This is a genomic window from Streptomyces sp. SN-593 (assembly GCF_016756395.1).
Lineage (GTDB): Bacteria > Actinomycetota > Actinomycetes > Streptomycetales > Streptomycetaceae > Actinacidiphila > Actinacidiphila reveromycinica.
Map to the genome: position 1 here is coordinate 4,030,476 of NZ_AP018365.1, position 23,537 is coordinate 4,054,012.

Sequence of the window (23,537 nt, forward strand, 5' to 3'; positions counted from 1 at the left end):
CTCCGCTCCGCCGGGTGCCCACATTGTGCCAAGTGGCCCGCGACCTCGGGGTTCCCGTACCGCCCCGCGGGCCGACGATCCCGGCCGCGCCCCCGGACCCCTCGTACGCGGACGGCCCCTCCGGGCGGACCGCGGTGGTCCGCCCGGAGGGGCCGGACGGCGCCGCGGGAAGCCGGCGCCGGGCTGGTGGGCCGGTCCCCCCGCCGGGTGGCGGGGGGACCGGCGGGGTCAGTGCCCCTTGCCGCCCGCGGCGGAGGGACGGCCGTCCCGGGCCGTGGGCGCGAACCCGACCGTGTACGTCCGGGTGACCGAGCCGTTGGCCGACGTCACCGTGACGGTGCGGGTGGTGAGCTTCGACCCGGTCGAACTGAGCACCGGGCTCCCGTCGGTGACCTTCACCCGCTCGCCGGGCTCGGCCGGCACCGCGGTGACGGACGGGATCTTCGTGCCCTTCGGCCAGTCGACCACGTACGTGGAGACGTCGGCGGAGAACCCGTCGATCGCGACGCCGCCCACCGTGAGGGCGCCGGCGTCCGCGACGCTGGCCTTGGTGGCGTCCGCGACGTTCGTCACGGTCACCGACCCGTCGGCGTTCACCACGACGTGCGCCGTCAGGGCCGCCGCCAGGTTGATCCGCTCCCAGCTCGCCTGGCCGTCCGCGGTGAGGTCGAGCGGGTAGCCGGAGTCCGTCGCGGTCTGCTCCAGGACCTGGGTGCGCTGCGCGGTGGTGAGGTCCGGGAAGGCCGTGACCAGCAGGGCCGCCGCGTCGGACGGCACCTTCACCGCCTGTCCCGGGGTGCCGGTCCTGGAGAACCCGTAGCTCAGGCGCTGCGTGTAGACGTCGACGTCCTGCGCGGTGCTCAGCCCGTCGTACGCGTCGCCCTCGCAGGCCGTGAGCGTGTCGCCGTACCCCTCCTTCTCGCACTGCGCGAGCAGCACGTTCTCGATCTCGGTGTGGGCCTGGGCCAGCAGCCCCGCGAAGTCGGGGTCGGCCCACCGGTGGGCCACGGTGGCCTGTCCGGTGATGCGGCCGCCCATGACGTCGAGCGGGTAGTGGAACCCGAGCACGATGCGGTTGTCGCCGTACTCCGAGGTCCGCGCGAGGATCGACGGCGCCAGCTCCGGCAGCAGCGTGGCGAGGATGGTCCCCGCCTCGTAGCCGCCGTAGGTGTGGCCGCTCGGGTACGAGCCGCTGGTGGCCAGGCTGCTGTACGAGCCGTCCTGCGACTCGTAGACGTCGCCGCCGTCGCCGACGAACCCGAGCCGCACGTAGGGGCGCAGGTAGCCGTAGGTGTTCTTCGCCGCGTCGTGGGTGTCGATGTCCTGGGTGACACGGCCGAACAGGGCGTTGGTCTTCGGCAGGTCGCCGTTCTTCAGGGCGTCGCTGTAGATCTGGCCCAGCCGCGAGCCGAGGCCGTCGGCCATGGTGACGGTGGGGCTGTTCGTCGCGTCGATTTCGGCCCGGTCCACCTGGGCCTGCGAGGCGGCGTTGTTGATGCCCACCGCGATCTCGTCGTTCTCGGCGGTCAGCGGACTGCCGGCCGGCACCTTGGAGTTGGCGCCGAGGATGTCGGAGTCCAGGTCCTTGATGCCGCTGAGCAGGTCGTCGAAGTAGTCGCTCCCGTCGTCGGTGGCGGGCCACGCGTCGGACGCGTAGTCGGCGTCGAGGGTGGAGTCGGGGAAGGGTGTCGGCGTGTACGACGACGGGTCGGAGTCGTCGGCGGCCACCGCGGTGGCCGCCGACGGCGTCGCCGTGGTCGCGGGGTCGGCCGTGGAGCCGGTGGCGTCCCCGGTCTCGTCCGAGGTCCCGGCCAGGGTGACCGCCGTCACCGTCGCCGTGTGCGTCTTCTCCTTGGTCCTGGCCGTCAGCAGCGCCGTGGTCGCCGTCCCGGGGACGTGCGCGGTGGTGCCGTCGTCGAGGGTCACCACGTAGCCGAGGACCGGGAAGCCGCTGCTGCCGGCCGGCTTCCAGGTCACGCGGACCTGCTTGCCGTGGGTGACGACACTCGTCACCGTCGGCCGGCCGGGCTTGCCGCCGCCGACGGCCACCGGCGCCGTGGCGGCGCTCTTCTGCGAGACGCCGACCGCGTTCACCGCCTGGACCCGCGCCGTGTACGACCGGTCGGCGGTCAGCCGGGTGAAGGTGGTGCTGCGGCTGTCCGGGTCCTTGATCGCGATCTGGTGGCCGTCGTCGAGACTGACCCGGTAGCCGGTGACCGGCGAGCCGCCGTCGTCAGCGGGTGCGGACCAGCGGACGGTCACGCTCGTGCCGGACGATGTCGCCGACACCGCCGCGGGAACGTCGGGCACCGCCTTGGGCTTCGTGGTGAGCCCGGTCCGAGCGCGTTCCAGTGCCGTGTACGCAGCGGTGAGCGCCGCGTCCGTGGCCGTGTCGTCCGCGACCGCGGTCTTCGCCGCGGTGAGCGCCGCGGTGAACTTCTTCCACGACCCGTCGGTGTAGCGGGCGTCGTCGAGCGCGGAGGCGGTGGTGACCAGGTCCTCCAGCCGCAGCCGCGGCAGCGGGATGAGCTGGTCGGCGGCGAGGGTCAACGTCCGCGTCTGCGTGTCGACTTCGAGCTGCGTCGCGCCGTCGGCGGCCACGAGGTCACGGGCGGCGGCGAGTTCGCGCTGGTAGACCGCGAAGTCGATCGCGTCGTAGCGGGACGCGTTGCCGGCCAGCCCCGCGTACTGGTCGATGGCCTTGCGCAGCGCGGTGGTGTCCGTCGCGGCGGGCGCCTCCACGTGGCTGAAGGTGACCCGGCCCAGGTTCGCGACGTAGGGGTGCGAGGCGTCCGGGGTGGTGGTCAGCCGCAGGTAGACGGCGTGCTTGCCGGTGAGGGACGTCGGGAGGGTGAGGCTCGTGGTGCCCCCGGACGACCACGCGCTGCCGGTGACCGGCAGCGGGACGGTCGCGTACGGCGTGCCGGGGTTGGCCGGGTCGAAGGAGTCCAGGTAGAGCTGGACGGTCGAACCGGTGCCGCAGCGCGCGGAGTTGTTGACGTAGGTGAGGGTGGCGGTGTTCTTCCCGGAGGCGCCGAAGTCGATGTCGCCGTAGGCCAGCCAGGCACCGTCGTAGGTGCCGCCGAGGTCGGTCGCCGAGCCGGCGTCGGTCCAGCCGGCCGCCTCGCTCTTGAGGGTGCCGCCGCTGCTGGTGGTGAACGCGGTGGCGTCGAAGCCCACCGGCGCGTCGGCGGTCCGGGTCAGGGTCAGCGCGTAGACGTTCGCGACGTACGGCAGGTCGGAGGTCTGGGTGCTGGAGACGAAGTCCGCGTACACGTCCTGGACGCCGGTGAAGACGCTCGGGTCGAGCTGCACGGACGTGGTGGAGACGGTCCCCCAGCCCGAACCGGTGTAGTCCAGCGGGATGTCGACCTTCTTCTCACCGTCCTTCGCGGCGAGGTGGAGTTCGATGTGGGAGTCGGACGCGGCCCGCGACTGGGGCTTGTCGTAGCTGACGGTCACGGTGTCGGCGCCGTCGCCGAGGTCCGTGCCCTTCCACTCCGCCCACGCGCCGTTCGTCACGTTCTCGAAGATGCCGTTCGTGACGTTGAGGGCGAGCGAGCCGTCACCGGTGGCGGTGGCGGTCGGCGCGGTCAGCGTGGCGAGCGTCGTGGTGGGCGAGGAGGTGACCGGGCTCGGCGAGAACTGGTACCAGTCGAAGTTCGACACCCAGCTCTGCCCGGCCGGCGCGTGGAAGACGAACGTCGCCGACGACGCGCTCAGCAGCAGGTCCGGGTCGGTGATGGTCGCCTGCACCGTGGCGTAGTACTGCCAGCCGCCGGTGCCGGGCAGCGAGACGGACCCGACGACCGGCCCGTCGGCGCCGCCGGCGTGGATGTCCACGCTGCTCGGCTTCGCGTCCGCGGCCTGCGAGTTGGCGTAGCGGACCGAGATGCTCTGCGGTGCGACGCCGCCGAAGTCCAGCTTCCCGTACTGCTCCCAGGCGCCGTCGGTGACGCCGCCGAGGTCGCCGTCGGAGTAGTACGCCTCGCTGACCAGGCTGGGGCCGTCCTTCTGGTCGGGGCTCTCGGCCTGAAGGACGGCGTAGCCGCCCTCGTCGATGGTGAGCGCGTCGGCCGCGGAGTCGAGCGCGTCCTGCGCCGCCATCAGTGTGCCGGTACCCGAGGAGGTGTCCGCCAGGACGCTGCGGGCGTGCTCCAGCGCCGACTGGAAGGCGGTCCAGGAGCCTTCGGAGTAGTTGCCGCTGCGGACCACGGACGCCTCGTCGACGAGTGTGCCGAGGGAGGCGCGGTAGACCGCGGCGGCGGAGACGATCAGCGGGTCGGTCGCCGAGACCCCGGCCCCGGTCAGCGTCGAGGCCCGCGTGCCGTGGGCGAAGGCCGCGTCGGCGAAGGTGATGCCGAGGCGCGCGTCGACCTTCGCGGTGCCGCTGAGCGACAGCGTCGCCGTACGGGAGCCGCTGACGCGCAGGTCGGCCGTGAGGCCCTTCGGCAGGCCGGTCACGCTCGCCGCGCCCGAGGCGGTGAGGCTGGTGCCCTTGCGGGCGGCGAACGTCGCCGGTCCGGACAGGGTCAGCTGCATGCCGCCCTTGACGGTGCCGTCCGCGCCGGTGGCCAGGGTCGCCGGCGCGGCGGAGACCACGGTGGTGCCCTGCGCGGTGCCGGTGCCGGTGCTGCCCGTGTCGGTGTCCAGCGAGTAGGCGGGCTTGGTGCCGGTGCCCCACGTGGAGGGCTTGGCGCCCATGGTGAAGTCCAGGGTGCCGCCGGCGATGATCTGCGAGTAGTCGAGCCACGTGTTGTCGAACCGCGCGCCGTTGAGGGTCGCGTGCTGCACGTAGTAGTCGCTCGGCGAGACCCCGTCGGCCTTCACCGTGAACGAGGTTCCGCCCGCGTAGGTGATGGTGGTCGAGTCGAAGAAGGGGCTGCCGATCTGGAACTGGCTGGAGCCGGCGGTCACCGGGAACAGGCCCAGGGCGGCGGCCACGAACATGGTCGACATGGTGCCGGCATCGTTGTCCATGGTCGGCAGGAAGCCGTTCGGGGCGAGCTTGTAGACCTGGGTGTCGACCGGCGGGGTGAACTCACCGTTCGCGCTGGGCGCCTCGCCGGTGGAGCCGGTCGCGATGTAGCGGTTCCAGGTGGTGCCGGTGTAGATGGAGCGCACCCACTTCTGGGTCAGGCTCGGCTCTCCGACGTAGTTGAAGAGGTAGGGCGCCTGGAGGTCGATCTCGTTGGCGTTGGAGTGCAGCATCGTGGAGCCGTCGGCGGCGGTGGAGTCCTCGCCGAACATGTGCTCCACGGCGTCCTTGCCCGCCTTGGCGCCGCCCATGGCCTTGATCAGGCCGCCCATGTCGTAGGCGTCGTACCAGTTGTACTGCCACAGCGTGCCCTGGTAGAGGCCGGCCGCCTCGAACTGCTCGTAGTCGGCGCTCTGCCAGTCGCCGCCGGTCGCGCGCGGGGTGAGCAGGCCCACCTCGGTGCCGTCGGGAGCCTTCCAGGCTCCGGACTTCGTGAGGTTGTCGATCGCCATCGTCGACTGGGTGCGCAGCTTCGTCGCGTCCGCGTCCTTGCCGAGCGCGCCGGCGATGATGGACAGCGCCCACTGGTCGTAGCCGCGCTGCACCGTCGTGCCGGGGTCGCCGCTGACGTACCCCTGCCGGAGCTGGGCGCCGGTGTAGTACCCGGCGTACGCCATCAGCGCGGGGTACGCCTCGTCGAGACGGTCGAAGTTCTTGTAGCCCTTCGACAGCGCGTCGGCGATCACCACCGCCGAGCGCTCCCAGCGCACGGTCGGCACCGACTGGGTGAGGCTGCCGAGGCTCTTGCCGGAGGTGTGCGCGTCGGCGAAGAGCTCGATGAGCGACTGCACCATGTCCCGGTAGGTGGCCGGGTCGACGTACGCCTCCACGGAGTACTTGCGGAAGTCGTCCCAGGTCGACCAGCCGTCGTAGTACGTGAACCCGTTCGTCCGGTGCACCGCCCCGTCGACACCGCGGTACGTCCCGCTGGTGCTGGTGGCGTTCACCGGCAGCCCGTACATCCGGTACAGGTGGGTGTAGAACTCCTTGGTGAGCGTCGACCCGGGGTCGGACGTCGCCGAGGAGTGCACGGCGACGGCGCCGAGCGTGCTGTTCCAGGCCGCCTTCGTCTGCGCCCGCGCCTGGTCGAAGGTGAGGGAGCCGACCTCGTTCTGCTGGTCGGTCACCGCCTGGTCGGCGCTGATCGGCGAGAGGGTGATGCGCAGTTCGACGTCGCTGCCGGCCGAGGTGTCGAACCCGAGCACGGCGCCGGTGTCGGTGCCGTCCTGGGCGGTCGCGTCGGTCAGCTTGCCGTCGTTGCCCCAGCTCTTCAGCGAGGTGACGGGGACGTTCGTGGTGGCGGCGTAGTACATCTGGTACGCGGCGCCGTTGAAGGAGCCCGCGACGAGCCCGGTGATCCGGGTGGTGCCGTCGGCCAGCGTCGTCGCCTTCATCGTCGCGCGGGTGCGGCTGGTGTAGTTGTTGGCGAGGTCGAGGACGAGTTCGGGGTCCGACCCGGCGGGGAAGCTGTACCGCTCCAGCGCGGTGCGCGTGGTGGCGGCCATCTCGGCGTCGATCTTCCCGGAGCCCTGCGTCACCGCGGAGTCGGTGCCCGAGACGGAGCCGAGCCCGACCTGGTAGTAGCCGGGCGTCGCGGTCTCGTCGTCGTGGCTGTACGGGTGCGCGTAGGTGCTGGCCACGGGGCGCTTGCCGTACTGCACGGACGTCGGGACGACCAGCAGGTCGCCGCCGCCGCCCGAGCCGCCGACACCGTCGAGGTCCGTGGCGGTGAACCCGGCGATGTGGTCCTCGTCGTAGTCGTAACCGGAGTGGTTGCGGTCCGGCGTGGTCATCGGGTTGACCTTGGCGAGGCTGTGCGGTGCCTCGGCGCCCGGCAGGTCGTTGCCGTCGTCGCCGGCGGTGGAGACGAACGGGTCGACGAGCTTGGTGTAGTCGGTGCCGGAGCTCCCGGCGGACGTGGTGGGGGCCGCGGGGGTGGCGGCGGCCGCGCCGGCACCCGCGAGGGCGGCGGCGCCGAGCGCGCCGGCGACCAGCGCGGCGACCGCCGCGCGCAGGGTCCGGCCGCGGCGGCGGCCGGTACCCGGTGGTGTCGCGTCGGGCAGGGGTGGACGGGATCTGGCGGGCATGGGCCTCTCCGGCGTTGCGGCACGCCCGGACGTCCCGGCAGCGGCGAGGAGTCTGACAGCGTTGTCAGCTCCCTATCCGGAACGTGCGGAACGCGACGGGTGGTGGGCACGCGGGATCGCCCCCGCGGCTAGGTGGACGACGTCATCAGACACGGAGAAGGAGTACAGCGTCTATACAGAATCCGCACATTGGGTGCCCGTCTTCGCCTGCGGCGTGTCTCCTGCTCCGTGAGCGCCCCCTGCGCCTGGTGCGCCGCGTGGGCCCCTCACCAGCCCCTTTGCCGCCCCGACCGCCCCCGACGGCGCGGCGGGCGCCGCGCGGTACCCGGAGGTGCGCGGTGGGGGCGGCGGCCGTCGCCGCGCCGACGACATCGGCCCGGTCCCGGACGGCCGATCACGACAAGGTCTCGGTATACATGATTTTCCCTGCTTCGGACGGAATTCTCCGGGAGCATGTCCCTCTCCGTGCCGCGCTGTTCACGAGTCGGGCCGGCGCGGGGGTCGAGCGGGTCGCGCGCGGTGGTGCGCGGGGAAACCGGAGGGACTTGCGATGGAGCAGCGTTTCAATCCGCCGCCGGGGTGGTCCGCGCCGGACAACGGCGCCGGGAACACCTGGGGATCACCGAACGGTGGACCGGCGGCCGCTCCGCCCCCGGCTCTTCCCCCGCAGCGCGGCGGGCTGTTCGGTCGACTGCGCCGCAACGACCCCTCGGAGGCCGCCGAGTTGCGCGCCTGGATCACACGGACGCAGGGGGTGGACGCCGCCCAGGTCGCCGGCCTCGTCCACCAGGTCCGCGCCGAGGCGGCGGCGCTGAGGGCGCAGGCGGAGGAGGAGGCCGAGGGTGTCCTCAAGGACGCCCGGGACGTGGCCAAGGACATCCTGGACGACGCCCGCCGGACGGCGAAGGAGACCAGGGATCTTCAGAAGGAGGCGGACCGGCAGCGCCGCGAGCTCCACGAGGCGCAGGCACACCTCGCCGCGACGAGGGCCGTGATCGTCACCACGGACGAGACCGCGCTGCTCCAGGAGGTCGGGATCTACGCCTACCGGCACCAGTTGCACGACGCCGTCGCCTACCGCAGCCGTCTCGACTCCCTCCAGGCGGAGATCAAGGACCTGGCCCGCACCAAGCGCGCGGTACTCGCCGCCACGGACTGGTCGGTCAACGGCTCCAGGCGTGAAGGCCAGAAGATGGTCCGCGATTTCTCGAAGCTCATGCTGCGTGCGTACAACGCGGAGGCGGACTACGCCGTGCGCAGCATGCGCCCCCACCGCCTGGACTCGCTCGTCGACCGTCTCCACAAGAGCCGGGAGACCATCGCGAAGCTCGGCGCCACCATGCACATCCGCATCGCGGACCGGTACCACGACGCCCGGGTGCGGGAACTACAGCTCACGTCGGACTATTTGCAGAAGAAAGAGGAGGAGAAGGAGGAGCAGCGCGAACTGCGGGCCCGAGAGCGGGAGGAGGCCGCGGTACAGCGGGAGCTGGATCGCGAGCGGGAGAAACTGCGGAAGGAACAGGGCCACTACGAGGCGGCCCTCCAGCGCCTGCGGGAGCGGGGCGACCACGCGGCGGTCGGTGAGATGGAGGCCAAGCTGGCCGAGATCGAGGACGCTCTGCGCAACGTGGAGAGCAGGGCCGCCAACATCAGGGCGGGCTACGTGTACGTCATCTCCAACATCGGCGCCTTCGGTGACCGGATGGTCAAGATCGGCCTGACCCGCCGACTCGAACCCCTGGAACGCGTCCAGGAACTCAGCGGCGCGGCCGTACCCTTCCGCTTCGACGTCCACGCCCTGATCTTCAGCAAGGACGCCGTCGGTCTCGAGACCCAGTTGCACCAGGAGTTCGCGTCCCGCCGGGTCAACCGCGTCAACGGCCGCAAGGAGTTCTTCCACGTCACCCCTGCCGAGGTGCGTGACGCCCTGCGCCGCTACGCCGGGCAGCACCTGGTCGAGTTCACGGAGGAGCCCGAGGCCCTGGAGTGGCGGGCGAGCACCTCCTCGGCCGGCGCGTAGGGCCGGGCGGCCCCGGGCCCGGCCCGGGGCCGCCCGGGGATGGCCCGGAGTCAGGACGTGGGGCGGCGGAGGCGGAGGGCGGAGACGAGGAAGAAGACGCCGCCGAGGAAGGCGTAGCCAGCCAGGGTGTGGAGGGAGGCGTCGTCCTTGCCCGCCTGGGCGACGAACGAGGCGCCGGCGAGGACGGAGATGCCGCCGCTGGCGATCATCGCCCACTGGCCGCCGAGTTGGCGCCGGTTGAGGCCGACGACGAGCTGGACCAGGCCCGCGGTGACGGCCCAGGCACCCCAGACCCGCAGTACGGCGGGGATGCCGGAGGTGGCGGCCACGGCGAGGCCGACGGTGGCGAGGGCGCTGAGCGCGACGTTCAGGTGAAGGCCGCGCGGCGGCTGGCCGCCGCCGCGGGCGGCGCGGATGTCCACGACGGCGCACGCCACGTCGAACAGCGGATAGACCACCAGCAGCGTGGCGGCGGGCGCGCCCAGCGTCCCGGAGGTCGCGAAGAGCAGGGCCGCCCAGACCGCCGCGAACGCGAAGCGCAGGAGGTACAGCCTCCGCAGGGCCGCGGGAGCACCCGCGGGGGTCGCGGAACTGGTGGGGGTGGTGCCGACGAGGGTGTCCACGGGAGTGCCTTTCAGCGGGAGCGGGTCGGGGTCGTTCGTCCGGTTGCGCGGGGGCGCCATGGGGCACCGCCTCCATGAGGGAGAACGTTCGGTCTCATCACCATGAAAGGGCGCCGGGCCGCCCTTGTCAAGACCGAACGTTCTCCCTCATGGCTGGAGTAACCTGGTCGCAGGAGGAAGGAACAGGAGTGAGCAGACATGGCGAGTGAGCAGGCGGGAGGCGGCAGGCGCACGTCCGCGGCCCGGGCGCGGCTGCTCGGCACGGCCACCCGGATCTTCTACACGGAGGGCATCCACTCCGTCGGCGTCGACCGGATCATCGCGGAGGCGCAGGTCACCCGCGCCACGCTGTACCGGCACTTCACCGGCAAGGAAGAGCTGGTCCTCGCCTACATCGACCAGGCCGACCAGGGCATGCGGGCGGGGATCGAGGCCGCCCGGTCGGGGAAGCGGACGGCGGCCGGGCCGGGGGACGGCGAACCGGCGGACGCGGGACTCGCGGACGCGGGACCAGCGGACGCCGGACCGGCGACGGGCGCGCCGGCTCCAGGCGAACCGCCGGCAGGCGAGCCGTCGGCGGCCGACGCGGTCCGGGCGGTCGCCCGGTTCATCACCGACGGCATCCGGAGCCCCGGTTTCCGCGGGTGCGCCTTCCTCAACGCGGCGGCCGAGTACCCGGACCCCGCCCACCCCATCCACCAGGCGGTCCTGGCCCACCGCCAGTGGTTCCTGGAGACGGTCACCGGACTGCTGGCGCGGGTCGGCGACGAGCCCGCCGACGAGGCCGGCCGGCACTTCGTCATGCTGCGCGACGGCGCGATGGCGGCGGGCTGCCTCTTCGACCCCGAGCTGATCACCGAGACGTTCCTGCGGGGCGTCGAGGGCATCCTGCGGGTGCGCGGCGACCGGACCGCCCGGGCGACCTGACGTCGGGAGCCGCCCGGCAGCCCGCAACACGAGCGGAACAGGCGGAACACGCGGACGGCCCGGCCCCGGGAGCGGGGCCGGGCCGTCCGGGCCGCGGAAGGGAAGGAGGGGTCAGCAGGCGCCCTGGTCCGACCAGACGCCCCACTCCCCGGTGGTGCCGGGCTCCTCGCCCTGGGTCCACCACTTGGCCAGCCAGTCGTGGCCGTTCCAGGAGACGGTGTCGCCGCCCGTGTAGACCTGGGAGGAACTCCAGGACGCGGCGGTGCAGGTGGTGCCGCCGGAGCCGCCGGTGGTCCCGGTGCCGCCCGTGGTCGTACCGCCGGTGGTCCCGCTGCCGCCCGTCGTCGTACCGCCCGTCGTCGTACCGCCCGTCGTGGCGCCACCGGTCGTAGTGCCGCCGGAGCCGCCCGCGAACGGGAGGAACGCGTCGGTGAAGGCGAAGCTGTTCTGGCTGATCTCGCTGCACGTGGACAGGGAGTTGGCGGTGCCGCTGCACGGCTGGTCGCGGTTGACCGACCAGAACGCCAGCCGCCCGACGCCGTGCTGCGCGGCGAAGCTCTCCACCGTCTGCGCGTCCGCCAGGGTGAACGTGGAGCCGTCGTCGTTCTTGCCGATCATCGGGGTGATCCCGAGATTGCCGTACGTGTAGCCGGAGTCGACGGACTGCATCTGGGCGAGGGTGGCCTCGGCGGCGGAGACCGAGCCGTCGCCCATCTCGGTGCCGGTGCCCTCGTAGAAGTCCATGGTCATGATGTTGACCGTGTCGATCCTGATCCCGGCGGTCTTGGCGGCCTTGAGGATGTTGACGCCGTCGGAGGTCAGCCCGCTGGTCAGCACCGGCAGCGTCACCGAGAACTGGAGGTTGGGGTTGGCCGCCTTGAGATCCTTCATCGCCTGCATCTGGCGGGCCGCGGCGGCGGTGTCCGCGATGGCGGCGCCCTCGATGTCGAAGTCCAGCCGGTCGACGCCGTAGTCGTCGATGATGGCCTGGTAGCCGGCGTCGATCGAACTCTGCGTGGAACAGGTCCAGGCGAGCGGCAGCCCGCTCGCGCCGCCGGAGGAGATGATGACCGACGCGCCCTCGGACTTCGCCTTGGCGATCAACGGGTCGGTGAAGGAGTCGGCACCGATCGGGAGGGTGTCGCCCCAGATCTGGTTGCATCCCGAACCGAGCACGAAGGCCGCGGTGTAGGACGTGAGGCCGTGTCCGGTGATGGCGGTGTCGAGCAGGCCCTCCTGGCCGTTCGACATGTCGACGTAGGGAGCCACGGAGTAGTCGCCGGCCGTCGCGGCGTTGCCGGCGGGGGCGAGGGCGATGACCGCACCGGCGGTCGCGAGCGTGAGCGCGGAGGCCGAAGCCGCCCATTTCGCAAAGCGCATGAAAGCCCCTCAAGCTGAAGTGGTGGGGGGAAGGTGCATCTCGGGCCTGAGTTGGTACGTACCAAACCGCGCGCAGGCGCGCCGCGTCAAGAGGACTAGACCAACTTTTCCCGTTGGCACGGCTGTTCACCGGCCCCGCGGACGGATTCCGGTACGCGCCGTACCCGCGCCGTGCCGGATGATGGAAGGTGACGGTGGGACGGCGGATGTGGCGGATGTGAGGGGCGGCGCGGTGGCGGAGAACGAATCCACCCGGTCGGGAACGGACCTGCGGACCGGCGGTGCGGAGCCGGGGAGCGACGCGGCCGGAGGCGGGAGCACGACGGCCGGAGGCGGGAGCACGGCGGCCGCCGCGCCGGCACCGGAGGCCGGGGACGGGTCGGGGGCACGGACCGGGGACGACGGGTCGGGAGCCCACGTCGAGGCGGACACCGGGGCCGAGCCCGCCGCGGCGACGGCAGCCGGGCCCGAGCCCGCCGCGGAGATCGAGGCCGTCGCGGCGTCCGTGTCCGGGGCCGACGCCGGAGGCGGGGAGGCGGTCCGGCCCCGGGGCTCCCTGCGCCGGCGTCTCGGCGGCACCGTGTTCTTCCTCGTCCTCGCGCTGCTGTTCGTCCTGCCGTGGTGGACGCTGTTCGGCTCCGGCACCGACTGGCCGCTGCCGGTCTTCCTCGCCGGCACCGTCGTCTTCGGCGCCTCGCTCGCCTCCTTCCCGTTCCTGATGGCCGCAGGCCACGGGCGGCGGCGCAGCGACCGGGCGGCCCGCGTCGCGGACAGCACGCTCGGGGCGGTCTGGGTGCTGTTCACCTGGTCGGTGCTGGGCGGCCTGGCGCACCTGGTGCTCATCGGGTGCGGAGCGGCCGGCGGCGACCGGGCCAGGATCGTGGCCGTCGCGGTCGCCGCGGTCGCCGCCGTCCTGCTCGCCTGGGGCCACTACGAGGCCATGCGCGTGCCCCGGGTGAAGCGGCTGGACGTGCGGCTGCCGCGGCTCGGCGCCGGGCTGGACGGGACCCGCGTGGTGGTCCTGGCCGACACCCACTACGGGCCGATCGACCGGGCCCGCTGGTCGGCGCGGGTCACCGAGGCGGTCAACGCGCTCGACGCGGACGTGGTGGTGCACGCGGGCGACATCGCCGACGGCACCCCCGTCCAGCGCCGGGAGCAGTCGGCGCCGCTCGGCACGGTGCGGGCCCGTCTGGCGAAGGTCTACGTCACCGGGAACCACGAGTACTTCAGCGAGGCGCAGGGCTGGCTGGACCGCATGGCGGAGCTGGGCTGGGAGCCGCTGCACAACCGGCACGTGGCGGTCGAGCGCGGCGGCGACCTGCTCGTCCTCGCGGGCGTGGACGACGTGACGGCGGAGTCGTCCGGGCTCGCCGGACACCGCGCGAACCTGGAGGAGGCCCTCGCGGGCGCGGGCCCGGACCGCCCGGTGCTGCTCGTCGCCCACCAGCCCAAGTACGTCGAGCAGGCCGCGGCCGCGGGGATCGACCTCCAGGTCTCCGGGCACACCCACGGCGGGCAGATCTGGCCGTTCAACTTCCTCGTCCGGATCGACCAGCCGGTGGTGCACGGGCTGAGCCGGCACGGCGAGCGCACGCAGTTGTACACCAGCCGCGGCGCCGGCTTCTGGGGCCCGCCCTTCCGCGTCTTCGCGCCGAGCGAGATCACGCTCCTCACCCTCCGGCCGGCCCCGGAGGAGGGCGCCGGGCGCGCGCCGGGCGCCGACCCGGCCTGAGCGCCGGGGAGGTCCCGGCCCCGTACGCCCCGCCCCTCCGCCGGACCAGCCGCGCCGCACCCTCCGCCGGACCCGTACGCCCCGCACCCTCCGCCGGACCGTCGCCCCCGCGACGCCCCGCCGAGCCCGCGGGTACGCAACGCCCGTGCCGCGCCGGGAACATGCCCGCCGCCACGTGACCCCCGCGGCGCCCCGGCGCGCCCGTCGGCACGCGGCCCCCTCGCCGCGCGCACGCCGTTCCGCGGCTCCCCGCCGGCGCCCGCTCCCCGCCGGCGCCCGCTCGGCACCGCGCGTGCACTCGGCCGCCGGCGCCGTGCCAGGTGCGGTGCGCCGGCTTGCGCGGCGCGCGTACCCCGGCCGTGCACCAAGCGGAGCGCCACGCGCCGGTGTGCGCACCGGCCCCCGCCGTGGAAGGTGGCCGCTGACGGCCGTCGCGCCGGTTCGGTGCGGCCTGCCGTGCCGCGCCGCGCGCTTCGTTCGACGGCCCACCCGTGTGCCTGAGCGAAGGGGTTCTGCATGAGAAGCACCGATGTCGGCGGCGCCGACGCGACGTTGGGACACCGGCCGCGCGCCGGACGCCCGCAGGGGCGGTGGAGGCGGCGGGCCGCCACCGCGCTGCTGGGCGTCGGCGCACTGGCCGCCGCCTCGCTCGCCGCGATCGGCCCGGCCGCGGCGAACGCGCCCGGCAGTCCCGGGACGCCGAGCGCGCCGGCCACCGTGTTCGCCGAGGACTTCGAGCACGGCCAGGGCGCCGCGGTGACGCCGCTGCCCGACTACACCGGCGCGCCGCCGCTGGCCGAGACGTACACCGCCGACCCGGCGTGGCTGGCCAACTGCAACGGCCTGCTGGTCTCGGAGCAGGCAGGCGCCTCGGCCCCGGCCGGCGCCAACTGCGGCGGCTACTGGGCCGCGAACAAGCAGATGGCCGCCGCGCTCGGCACCTGGGCGGGCGGCGACGCGGCCACCAACCACTCGCTCACCGCCTACACGTCCGGCGATCCGGGCGCCGGGCGCACCGAGTTGGAGACCGCCGAGCCCGTCCCGCTGAGCGCGGACCACCGGTTCCTGACCTTCTCCGTCGACGCGGCGGCGCAGAACTGCTACGCCAACCACCCGCTGCTCGCGTTCTACCTGCTCGACGACGCCACCCCGCGCGCCGCGTTCAGCACGCCGATCGACCCGTGCCTGAACCCGGGCGCGGTCATCGGCGGCACGTCGGTGGGCACGTACACCAGCGACGGCTCGGTGCTGTTCAGCGGGGACTCGGCCGGCATCCGGCTGGTCAACGAGCAGGCCAGCGGCGGCGGGAACGACGGCGCGATCGACAACGTCCGCCTGCTGGACGCCACTCCGCAGCTCGACCAGGACTTCGCGCCGGCCGACCTGCCCGTGGGCGCGCCCACCACGCTGACCTTCACCGTCACCAACACCAGCGAACTGGCCGCCAAGAACGGCTGGTCCTACTCCGCGCACCTGCCCGCCGGTCTACGACTGGACGCCGGCAGCGCCACGACGGACTGCGGCTCGGGCACCGCCACCGCGGACGCCGCGCAGGGCACCGTGACCGTCAGCGGCGACCTGGCCGCGGGGCAGCGGGACTGCACCGCGACGGTCCGGCTCACCTCCTTCACCGGCGGGACGTACCAGGTGTGCGCCGACCGGATCGCCGACCCCGTCGGCGTGGACCTGCCCGGCTGCACCTCGGTGACCTTCACCGCGCCCGTCTTCGACGCGCGCTCGCACGGCGTGCTGCTCGCCTCCCCGCTGCTGGACGTCGGCCCGCTGCCGGCCTCCGCCCACTCCTGCACGCCGCTGCCGGGCGAGGACGCGCACTCGGTGCTCGACGCCGGGCTCGGCGCCGTGGGGCGGGTCGGGGTGCTCACCACCGACGCCTCGGGCACCGTCGGGGACGACGGCTCCCGCACCGCCGCGGCCCACGCCCAGGTCACCGGGCTCGACCTGCTGGGCGGGCTGATCACCGCGGACCTCGTCGGCACCTCGGCCCGGGCACGGCAGGACCTCACCGGCACCGGGCCGGGTCCGGTCGCCTCGACCGGCGCGACCACGCTCACCGGCCTGCGCGTCGCCGGGGTGGCGGTCGCCGCCGACGCGGCACCGAACACCGCCATCGCGCTGCCCCTGGTCGGCTCCCTGGTGGTCAACCAGCAGACTCCCGTGGCCGGGAGCAAGGGCGTCACCGTGACCGCGCTGTCGCTGACCCTCCTGACGGGCGTCCACCTCACGATCGCCCGGAGCACCGCGGCGCTGCTCACCGCCACCGACCCCTGTCCGGCGGCCACGTCCTGAAGCCGCGCGCGACCAGCCCGGGGCGCCGGGGACTCCGCTCGCACGAGCCCGCCCTGCCGCCCCGGGCGACGCGCGCCCGCCCCTCCCGGCACGGGCGCGCCCGCTCCGCGCACCCGTGTCGGCGCCCACGACTACGCTCACAGGTCATGGACTGGCTGGAGCGTGTCGCCGAGCTTCGGCAGTGGACCAGGAACGGGACCCGCGCCCCGCACAAGCCACTGCTGCTGCTGTACGCCCTCGGCCGCTTCCAGCAGGACGCCGAGGGCGAACTGCCCTACAGCGCCGTGGAAGCGGACCTCGCCCGGCTGCTGACCGAGTACGGGCCGCCCCACCGCACCACCCCCGCCTACCCCTTCCACCACTTGGTGAGCGACGGCGTGTGGGAGGTGCGCACCGACCGCGGTCCGGGCAGTCCCGGCACCGGGGTGCTGGAACTGCGGCGGGCCGGCGCCCGGGGCCGGCTGGCGCCGGAGCTGCGGACGGCGCTGCGCCGGCAGCCGTCGCTGCTCGGCCGGATGGCCCGGGTCCTGCTCGACCTGCACTTCCCGCCGTCCCTGCACGGCGACCTGTGCGAGGCCGTCGGGCTGGAACTGGTGCCGGCGGAGACCGAGGGGCTGCCGGCCGTCCCCAGACGCCAGCGCGACCCCCGCATGCGCCAGGCGGTGCTGACGGCCTACGAGTACCGGTGCGCCTTCTGCGGCTACGACGGCAGGATCGGCGCGGTCCCGGTCGGGTTGGAGGCCGCGCACGTGCGGTGGTGGGCCTTCGACGGGCCGGACGACGTCGACAACGGGCTGTGCCTGTGCTCGCTGCACCACAAGCTCCTGGACAAGGGCGTGCTCGGGGTCGGCGACGGCCACCGCGTTCTGGTCTCGCAGGACTTCGTCGGTGGCAGCGAGGCGGCGCGCGCCCAGGTCACGGCGCTGTCCGGGCGGCCGCTTTTCGGCCCGCAGGCGGGTGCGCGGCCCGTCGCCGCCGCGCACCGCGCCTGGCACGCCGCCCAGGTCTTCCACGGCGACCCCCGCCCCGCCACGGCCGCTTGAGGCGGCGGACGACCGCTCCCGCGCGGGCGGCGAGGGCGGGGCGGGGCGGGGCCGCGGCACGGCGGAACGCGGCGGGGCGGTGCGCCCGGCGGGGGCGCCTGGGTCAGCGGGACGCCGCCAGGACCGGGGCGGTCCAGACGTCGACGACGGTCTGGCGGTGGTCCGGGCGGACGGCGGCCGAGCCGCCGTCCGCGTAGTTCTCGTCGACCTGCGCCGCCTCGGCGGCGGACGGCAGCGCGTTGGTGCACGACGTGCCGGGGCCGTGTCCGGACATCAACTCCGAGCAGGGGCCGGTGTAGTCGTCGAGCAGCCCGAGGATGTGGCCGGTCTCGTGTGCCGCGATGCGGGTGACGTCGTAGCCCTCGTCCACCGCCTCCTGGCCGAGTTCCACCTCGCCGCTGCCGCCGGGGAGGATCGGTCCCAGCGTCGTCTCGGGCCACCCGCTGGTCGCCACGTAGACGTAGTCGGCCGAGCCGGGCGAACTCGCCGGCACCAGGTGCACGTTGTGCACCGCGTCGTTCCAGTTCTGCACGCCCTGCGTGATCGCGGCCGACCACTGGCCCGCGCGGCTGGCGTCGTAGGTCAGGGTGACGACCGACGAGGGCGCCTTCGGCGCGGGCTGCGCCGAGGCGACACCGCACGTCGTGCCCAACAGGGCCGGAACCAGCACCGCCATGGCGACTATTCGCTTCTTCATGGGACTCGTGCGCCTCCTCGGCATCAGTTGCACCAGAAGGAACAAGAGCACCACGCGGGCGGTGCCTCCACAAGTACGCCGACGGCGGCCCTCACCGAACCCTCACCCGCGCGGCGCAGCCGGCGTCGGCCGCGCCCCGCCTCACGGCAGGGGGCGGGCCCGGCCGAGGCCGAGCGCGAGCACCGTGAACGGGTCGAAGGCGTCCGGGAGGTGGACGGACCGCCGGTCGGCCCCCGGCGACGGCCGGCCGCCCCCCGCGCCGCCCTCGCCCGGCGCGGCCGCGGCCGCGAGCACCGCGCCGACCGCCTCGACGTGGGCCATCACGTCCTGCTCGGCGGTCACTTCGGGCTCCACGGTGTCCGGGTGCCGGGGGATCGGGACGGCTCCGGGCAACGGCGCGGGACCGCTCCCGGACCCGGACCCAGACCCGGGCGCGGGATCGACCACGGGCGCGGGCTCGGCCACGGGCCCGGCGGCAGGCCCGGGCACGGGGTCGGGGGCCGCGACGGTCCCGATCCTGCCCACCGCCGCCCGCAGCCGCGGGCTCGCCGCCAGCACGATCAGCGGCGCCACCATCGGCGCGGCCAGCACCACGGACGCGGTCAACGGCCCCTGCGCGGCGATGAGGAAGCCGGTGAGGCCGGGGCCCGCCCAGGCGATGCTGATGGCGAGCAGGGTGACCGCGCCGCCGACCCGGCCTTGGAGGTGGGCCGGGGCCTCCACGCTGATCGTCAGGCCCACCAGCGAGCCGACCGACGGCAGCGAGAACACCACCAGCCCGACGGCCACCGCGCTGGTCAACTCGTCTCCGGTGGAGGCGCAGGGCATCATCAGCAGCCACGCGACCGACGCCGCCGCCATGATCGTGGTGGGCCTCAGCCGCTTCAGGATCCACCCCGCGCACAGCCCGCCGGCGATGCCGCCGATCCCCGCCGCGGTGAGCACCAGCCCGGCGGAGACGGGGTGGGCACCGTCGTGGGACACGCCGAAGGCGGCGAGCAGTTCGATGGAGCGGCCGAGCAGGTTGACGTACGCGGCGAAGGCGATCAGCACCACCAGGCCGCTGCGGCGGAACACCCAGCCGAAGCCGAGCGTCAGTTCGGTGGCGGTGTTGCGCAGCGGATGCGCTGGCGCGGCCGCCGCGCCGCTGCCGCCTCCGGTGGAGGCGCCCGCCGGGCTGTCCGCCGAGGTGCCTTCCGAGGTGCCCGCCTCCTGCTCCTTGCCGGCGCCCGCGCGCGGCCGCGGGATGTGCGTGTAGGCGACCCGCGCCACCAGCACCAGCGACAGCAGGTAGGAGCAGGCGTCCGCGACGAACGCCATCGGCGCCCCGGCCGCCAGCAGCATGCCGCCCAGCGGCGGGCCGACCGCGATGGCGATGTTGCTGCGGACGATGTTGCGGGTGATCGCCTCGCGCCGCCGCTCCAACGGCACCGCCTGGCGCAGCACTCCGGACTCCGCGGGGCCGAACACCGAGGAGAACAGCGCGATCGTCGCCGCCGAGCCGACCGCCACGATCGTGGTGAGGTTCCCGGTGGCGAGCGCGCAGGCGAGCAGCAGCGCGACCGCCGCCCGCGCGGCGTCGCACAGCAGCATCAGCCGCTTGCGGTTGTAGGTGTCCGCGATCAGCCCGCTCGGCAGCTTCGCCAGCAACTGGGCGATGCCGACGACGGTGGCCACCAGCGCCGCGTCCACGGCGGAGCGGGTCGCCGCCAGCACGGCCAGCGGCAGTGCGAGCGACGTCATCTCGCTGGCCACGTCGGACAGCGCCTGGCTGACCCAGATCAGGGTGAAACTGCGGTTGATCACGTCATGCCCCCGGGGCGCGAGCAGGAACGAGCGAGCGTCGGACAGCAGGTCGGGCGGGATGGTGCAGGCGGGTCGAACGGCGGTGCGCCGCACGGCCGGGGCGGACCCCGTCCGTGCGGCGAGGGGTTCAGCCGTCCGCGCGGCGCCTGGCGACGTACAGGCCCTTGGTGTGCGCCTGGTCGTCCACGTCGTCGGAGAGCGAGCCGTCCCGCTCCAGGCCGTGGGCGGCCACCAGGTCCAGCCCCGCCGCGTCCAACGCGGCGGCGAACTCCTCGCGGCTGTGGTGCCGTTGGAGGTGCTCGACCCGCTCGCGCCGCCACACGTCGGGCTGCTCGGCGGAGTTGCGGAAGGCGTTCATGACCATCCGGAACCGCTTCGGGTCCCCCTCGCGGGCCAGGAAGCGCCCGCTCATGGTCGCGTACAGACCGTCGTACTCGTAGACGTGCGTGGAGGTCATCAGGCCGTACCCGCGGCCGGTGTTGGCGTCGAAGACCAGCACGCCGCCGGGCCGCATCACGCTGCCGATGCTGGCCAGCGCCTCGGTCAGGTGGGCCGGGTCGGCGAGGTAGTTGACGATGTCGCTCATGCACAGCACCACGTCGTAGGTGCCCTCGGCGGTGAACGGCAGCCGCAGGTCGTGGACGTGGAAGCCGATGCCGGTGTCCGCGTACTTGGTGCGGGCGACGTCGATCATCCCGGCGCTGATGTCCACGCCCACCGGGTCGAACCCGCGCTCGGCGAAGGCGACCGTGCTGCGGCCGGTGCCGCAGCCGGCGTCCAGCAGCCTGGTGCCGGGCGGGTCGGCGCGCTTGATCAGCGTCTCCAGGATGTTGCCGAAGACGGTGTAGTCGTCGCCCTGGGACAGCAGGTCGTAGAAGGGCGCGGTGGCGTCGTAGGCGACGGCGGCGTGGTCGGTGGGGACGGCGGGGACGGTGGCGGTCACGTGCGCTCCTCGGTCCGGCGGGACGGGGCGGGTTGCGGGCTACGGCTCTGAAGCCGCGGCTGGGCGCGGCGACGACGATGACGGGCGGGTACGGCCGCCCGCGCGGGTACGGAAGGGGGCGCGGAGGCGGAAGGGGGCGCGGAGGCGGCTGCGGGCCACGGGATGCGGCGCCCCTCGGCCCGCGCGCGCGGGTCGCACGCGTACGGACCGCCGCGCGGGCCCGACGGTCCGTCGCGCGCGGGGAGTTCGGCGCCGTCCGGGATGGGGTTCAGCGGGCTGCCTCCTCGATCACCTGGGCGGCCGCCGTGGCACTCTTCGCCTGGGCCAGCGCGGCACCGAGGGCCCCCGCGGCCGCGCGCAACCGGGAGTCGTCGATCGCCGGCCCCAACGCGTCGCCGTCCGCGCGGGGTTCGGGCAGTTGTGCCGCGACCCCGGCACGTCGGCAGGCGGCGGCGAGCAGCCGCTGCTCCCCACCGTTGGGCCGCAGCAGCAGCGGCAGACCGTGCACCAGCGCGCCGAGCACCGGCGCGCTGGTGCCGTTGCCGGCCACCGCCTCGGCGCGCGCCAGCAGGTCGCCCATCCGCGGCCGGCGGACGGTGACGACGTCGGAGCCCGGCGCGGGGGCGCGGGCGTCGGTGCGGGCCAGCTCGACCACGGCCTGGTGGCCGCTACCGGTGAAGGCGGCGTCGATCCACGGCCACAGGCTCTCCCCGCCGAAGGTGCGCCCCAGGTGGACGTAGACCAGCGGCTTGCCCACCCGGTCGAGGTGGTCGGCGAGCGCGTCGTCCGTGAGGGGCGCGGCATCCCTCCCGGACGCGTCCCGTACGGACCAGTCGCGGACCGGCTCGTCCTGTTCCGCCCCGCCGGGTGCGGGCGCGTCGAACTCGGCGGACGGCTCCCACCACAGCGGGCCCACGTGCCGTACGCCCCGCGGCAGCACCGCGTCCGGCCGTTCGAGGTCGGGGTGCCCGCGCAGCAGGAACGCCTGGCCGAGCAACTGCCGTGCCGGGTCGGCCGGTTCCGGCAGACCCAGGTCCAACCGCGCGCGCAGGGCCCGGTGGTGGCGCAGCGTCTCCGCGAGCCGCCAACCGCGGTCCTCCGCGTCGGACCCGGCGCCGCCCCCGTCACCGCCCGGCCCCGGATCCGCGTACGGCCACAGGTGGCAGGCCAGGCCGAGCACGACCGCGGGCAGGTCCAGGTACTCCGCGGCCAGCAGCGCCCCGGGGCACAGCGCCGAGGTCACCACGACGTCGGGGCGCAGCGCCCGCGCCGCGTCGCACACGGCGCGGAACTGCGACTCACCGTCGCGGAACCACCGGCTCACGTCGAAGGCGTGCGGTGCGGCCGGGGGGTGCGCGGGCAGGACCGCGATTCCGGCGGCGGCCGCCGCCCGTCCCGCCGCGCCCGCGGCGAACAGCGTCACGTCGTGCCCGCGCCGGTGCAGCTCCAGGGCCGCCGCCGTCGCCGGGTAGAGGAAGCCGCCGCTGCTCTGCGGGCACAGCAGGACCTTCACGAGCCGGTCACCGCCAGCGGTCCGGCCGCGGGCGCCGCCGTCCGGTCCGCCTTCTCGGCCCCCGTCCGCTCGGCCGCCTCCACGGCGGCCAGCCGGCGCCGGCGGGTGCGCAGCATCTCCAGCAGCCCGACGGTCAACGCGTCGTCGAACGCCTGGGACTGCGCGGCGGTCGTCGCGCTCACCGCGAACTCGCCGCAGCTCACCCAGCGGTCGGCGGGGTACTCCTGGTAGCCGTCCTCGACGCTGCCGACCTCGTACCCGGGTTTGCCGATCGTCTCCCAGCAGCTGTAGAGGGTGCCGTCGGCGTTGATCACCGCGCCGGTGCCGCCGTCGCGCTCGCCGCAGAACCCGCACGCGCTGCCACCCGGCCAGCCCACGGAGAAGCCGCTTTCGAGGGCGTCGGCGTAGGCGCGCAGCAGCACGTCCACGTCGTCGGCCGAGCGCTTCATCACCGGGTCGAACATGCCGTCGTAGTTGAGCACCGGGGCGATGTCGAGGTTGCAGCGGGAGGCGTCGAGCCGCTCCGCGAGGTCGGCGACGAGGCCGCCGAGCAGCGGCAGCCCCTCGGCGGTGGTGTTCAGCCGCAGCGACAGCCGCAGGCCGGTGGACTCCTGCACGGCGGCGCAGTTGGCCAGAACCTTGTCGAAGGTGCCGCGGCCGGCGCGCGTGAAGCGGGTGCCGTCGTGCAGTTCCTTCGGCCCGTCGAGGGTGATCTGCACCGAACGCAGTCCGACGGCTTCGAGCTTGCCGGCCACCCGGGGCGTCAGCAGCACCCCGTTGCTGACCATGGACGCGGTCAGCGGGGCCAACTGTGAGAGCCGCTTGAGCAGTTCGACGCAGCCCCAGCGGTTGAGCAGCGGCTCGCCGCCGAACAGCAGCACGAACAGCCGGTCGAGTCCGGTGGCGCGCAGGCGGGGTTCGGTGAAGGCGGCGATCTTGTCGATCATGGCGCCGTCGAGCACTTCGCGCGCGATCCGCGGCGGGTCGAAACGGCCCGGCAGCGCCGCCTCGGTGTTCTGGAAGCAGTACGGGCAACCGAGGTTGCAGGCGGTCGAGGTGACCACGGTCAGGCTGTAGCGACTGGCCGGCTTGGGCTGTTCGACGCCCTGCCGCGCCAGTTCGGCGCGCCCTTCGGCGGTCAGCCGCCCGTCTTCGTGGAACCGCTTCGGCATGAGCACGGTCGAGCCGGGACCGAGGTACCAGACACCGGACTTTCCTTCGAGGACTCTCATCGTTCGCCGTGGGCTTCCTGTCGAGGGGCGTGACGGGCGGGACCTTGGGCGTGTCCGCGGGGCGGCCCCGGAGGACGGCCCCGGGCCGGGTGCGCGGCCTCGCGGCGGCACACCCGGCCCGGGCCTGACGGGACCGGTACGTCAACGGCGGTGCGTCGACGGCGGTACGGGCGCGAAGGCGCC

13 protein-coding genes are annotated in these 23,537 nt (G+C 74.1%); 5 read left to right on the top strand and 8 right to left on the bottom strand.

Translation table 11 applies throughout. The features are described from left to right. Positions 1-228: 228 nt before the first annotated feature. Entirely contained in the window at positions 229-7,125 is a 6,897-nt protein-coding gene (locus RVR_RS16875) for a glycoside hydrolase domain-containing protein (protein WP_202234649.1), read from the bottom strand. 550 nt (positions 7,126-7,675) lie between these two features. On the opposite strand from RVR_RS16875, the gene RVR_RS16880 reads away from it, so the two are divergent. Then, positions 7,676-9,148, top strand: coding sequence for an SNIPE associated domain-containing protein (locus RVR_RS16880; protein ID WP_202234650.1), 1,473 nt, complete (start codon positions 7,676-7,678; stop codon positions 9,146-9,148). A gap of 50 nt (positions 9,149-9,198) precedes the next feature. On the opposite strand, the gene RVR_RS16885 is transcribed toward RVR_RS16880, so the two are convergent. Continuing rightward, a complete protein-coding gene (locus RVR_RS16885) occupies positions 9,199-9,771 on the bottom strand; it encodes a hypothetical protein (RefSeq protein ID WP_202238714.1) in 573 nt (190 codons plus the stop codon). A 198-nt stretch (positions 9,772-9,969) separates the two neighbouring features. Between RVR_RS16885 and RVR_RS16890 the strand changes: the two genes are divergently transcribed. Beyond that, a complete protein-coding gene (locus tag RVR_RS16890; RefSeq protein WP_202234651.1) occupies positions 9,970-10,698 on the top strand; it encodes a TetR/AcrR family transcriptional regulator in 729 nt (242 codons plus the stop codon). 111 nt (positions 10,699-10,809) lie between these two features. Here the strand turns inward: RVR_RS16890 and RVR_RS16895 are convergent, their stop codons facing one another. After that, entirely contained in the window at positions 10,810-12,078 is a 1,269-nt protein-coding gene (locus RVR_RS16895; RefSeq protein WP_202234652.1) for a chitinase, read from the bottom strand. A gap of 505 nt (positions 12,079-12,583) precedes the next feature. Here RVR_RS16895 and RVR_RS16900 point away from each other — a divergent pair. The 3 genes from RVR_RS16900 to RVR_RS16910 all read left to right on the top strand — a co-directional run bounded on the left by RVR_RS16900 (position 12,584) and on the right by RVR_RS16910 (position 17,163). Beyond that, positions 12,584-13,813, top strand: a complete 1,230-nt coding sequence (locus RVR_RS16900; RefSeq protein WP_202238715.1) for a metallophosphoesterase — start codon at positions 12,584-12,586, stop codon at positions 13,811-13,813. 516 nt (positions 13,814-14,329) lie between these two features. Continuing rightward, positions 14,330-16,120, top strand: a complete 1,791-nt coding sequence (locus RVR_RS16905; protein ID WP_202234653.1) for a choice-of-anchor P family protein — start codon at positions 14,330-14,332, stop codon at positions 16,118-16,120. A gap of 146 nt (positions 16,121-16,266) precedes the next feature. Next, on the top strand, positions 16,267-17,163 hold the full coding sequence (locus RVR_RS16910) for a phosphorothioated DNA-binding restriction endonuclease (RefSeq protein ID WP_202234654.1): 897 nt from the start codon (positions 16,267-16,269) through the stop codon (positions 17,161-17,163). A gap of 103 nt (positions 17,164-17,266) precedes the next feature. Here the strand turns inward: RVR_RS16910 and RVR_RS16915 are convergent, their stop codons facing one another. From RVR_RS16915 to RVR_RS16935, 5 genes are all read right to left on the bottom strand, one after another. Then, entirely contained in the window at positions 17,267-17,860 is a 594-nt protein-coding gene (locus RVR_RS16915; RefSeq protein ID WP_202234655.1) for a snapalysin family zinc-dependent metalloprotease, read from the bottom strand. A gap of 141 nt (positions 17,861-18,001) precedes the next feature. Continuing rightward, positions 18,002-19,759 carry an MFS transporter gene (locus tag RVR_RS16920; RefSeq protein WP_202234656.1) on the bottom strand — a complete coding sequence of 586 codons (1,758 nt, stop codon included), beginning with the start codon at positions 19,757-19,759 and terminating at the stop codon, positions 18,002-18,004. A 34-nt stretch (positions 19,760-19,793) separates the two neighbouring features. Beyond that, entirely contained in the window at positions 19,794-20,609 is an 816-nt protein-coding gene (locus RVR_RS16925; RefSeq protein WP_202234657.1) for a class I SAM-dependent methyltransferase, read from the bottom strand. A 268-nt stretch (positions 20,610-20,877) separates the two neighbouring features. After that, positions 20,878-22,122 (bottom strand): glycosyltransferase, encoded by a 1,245-nt coding sequence (locus tag RVR_RS16930; protein ID WP_202234658.1) that lies wholly within the window; start codon positions 22,120-22,122, stop codon positions 20,878-20,880. Next, the gene (locus RVR_RS16935) at positions 22,119-23,354 is read right to left on the bottom strand and encodes a radical SAM protein (protein ID WP_202234659.1); all 1,236 of its coding nucleotides are present in this window, start codon (positions 23,352-23,354) and stop codon (positions 22,119-22,121) included. The genes RVR_RS16930 and RVR_RS16935 overlap by 4 nt, the downstream gene beginning before the upstream one ends. Positions 23,355-23,537 lie beyond the last annotated feature (183 nt).

Excerpts from the sequence above, each read along its gene's own strand:
- RVR_RS16890 (WP_202234651.1), top strand. The coding sequence starts at position 9,970 with ATGGCGAGTGAGCAGGCGGGAGGCGGCAGGCGCACGTCCGCGGCCCGG.
- RVR_RS16910 (WP_202234654.1), top strand. The coding sequence starts at position 16,267 with ATGGACTGGCTGGAGCGTGTCGCCGAGCTTCGGCAGTGGACCAGGAAC.
- RVR_RS16905 (WP_202234653.1), top strand. The coding sequence starts at position 14,330 with ATGAGAAGCACCGATGTCGGCGGCGCCGACGCGACGTTGGGACACCGG.
- RVR_RS16880 (WP_202234650.1), top strand. The coding sequence starts at position 7,676 with ATGGAGCAGCGTTTCAATCCGCCGCCGGGGTGGTCCGCGCCGGACAAC.
- RVR_RS16895 (WP_202234652.1), bottom strand. The coding sequence starts at position 12,078 with ATGCGCTTTGCGAAATGGGCGGCTTCGGCCTCCGCGCTCACGCTCGCG.
- RVR_RS16935 (WP_202234659.1), bottom strand. The coding sequence starts at position 23,354 with ATGAGAGTCCTCGAAGGAAAGTCCGGTGTCTGGTACCTCGGTCCCGGC.
- RVR_RS16875 (WP_202234649.1), bottom strand. The coding sequence starts at position 7,125 with ATGCCCGCCAGATCCCGTCCACCCCTGCCCGACGCGACACCACCGGGT.
- RVR_RS16915 (WP_202234655.1), bottom strand. The coding sequence starts at position 17,860 with ATGAAGAAGCGAATAGTCGCCATGGCGGTGCTGGTTCCGGCCCTGTTG.